At 64.2% G+C, this 1,175-nt stretch carries 1 protein-coding gene; it reads left to right on the top strand.

Annotation, left to right across the window (positions count from 1 at the left end; all coding sequences use genetic code 11):
- Positions 1-1,175, top strand: a 1,175-nt coding sequence (gene tuf / locus AC1DMY_RS20830; RefSeq protein WP_477166752.1) for an elongation factor Tu, incomplete at its 3' end; no start/stop codon positions are given.

Below are 1,175 nucleotides of genomic sequence, written 5' to 3'. Positions count from 1 at the left end.
ATGGCAAAGGGTAAATTCGAACGCACCAAGCCGCACGTCAACGTCGGCACGATTGGTCACGTGGACCACGGCAAGACGACGCTGACGGCTGCACTGACCAAGGTCGGCGCAGAGCGCTTCGGTGGCGAATTCAAGGCGTATGACGCGATCGACGCGGCGCCGGAAGAGAAGGCACGCGGCATCACGATTTCGACGGCCCACGTCGAATACGAATCGCCGAACCGCCACTATGCGCACGTGGATTGCCCGGGCCATGCCGACTACGTGAAGAACATGATCACGGGTGCCGCGCAGATGGACGGCGCGATCCTGGTGTGCTCGGCCGCTGACGGCCCGATGCCGCAGACCCGCGAACACATCCTGCTGTCGCGCCAGGTGGGCGTGCCGTACATCGTCGTGTTCCTGAACAAGGCCGACATGGTGGACGACGCCGAGCTGCTCGAGCTGGTCGAAATGGAAGTGCGTGAACTGCTCTCCAAGTACGACTTCCCGGGCGACGACACCCCGATCATCAAGGGTTCGGCSCTGAAGGCGCTGGAAGGCGACCAGWSSGAAATCGGCGTGCCGGCGATCATCGCCCTCGTCGACGCGCTGGACTCCTACATCCCGGAGCCGGTGCGTGCGATCGACAAGCCGTTCCTGATGCCGGTGGAAGACGTGTTCTCGATCTCCGGCCGCGGCACCGTGGTGACCGGTCGTATCGAGCGCGGCATCATCAAGGTCGGTGACGAAGTCGAAGTGGTGGGCATCCGTCCGACCCAGAAGACCACCGTCACGGGCGTGGAAATGTTCCGCAAGCTGCTGGACCAGGGCCAGGCAGGCGACAACGCCGGTCTGCTGCTGCGTGGTCTCAAGCGCGATGACGTGGAGCGTGGTCAGGTGCTGGCCAAGCCGGGCACGATTACCCCGCACACGGACTTCGAGGCTGAGGTGTACGTGCTGTCGAAGGACGAAGGTGGCCGTCATACCCCGTTCTTCAAGGGCTACCGTCCGCAGTTCTACTTCCGCACGACCGACGTGACTGGCGCCTGCCAGCTGCCGGAAGGCGTGGAAATGGTGATGCCGGGTGACAACGTGAAGATGGTGGTCAGCCTGATCCACCCGATCGCGATGGACGAAGGCCTGCGTTTCGCCATCCGCGAAGGCGGCCGCACCGTCGGCGCCGGCGTGGTGGC

The sequence above is a fragment of the Dyella sp. 01L423 genome (assembly GCF_056399945.1).
The sequence above is the reverse complement of the archived record's forward strand: the minus strand, read 5'-3'. Positions and strand labels throughout refer to the sequence as shown.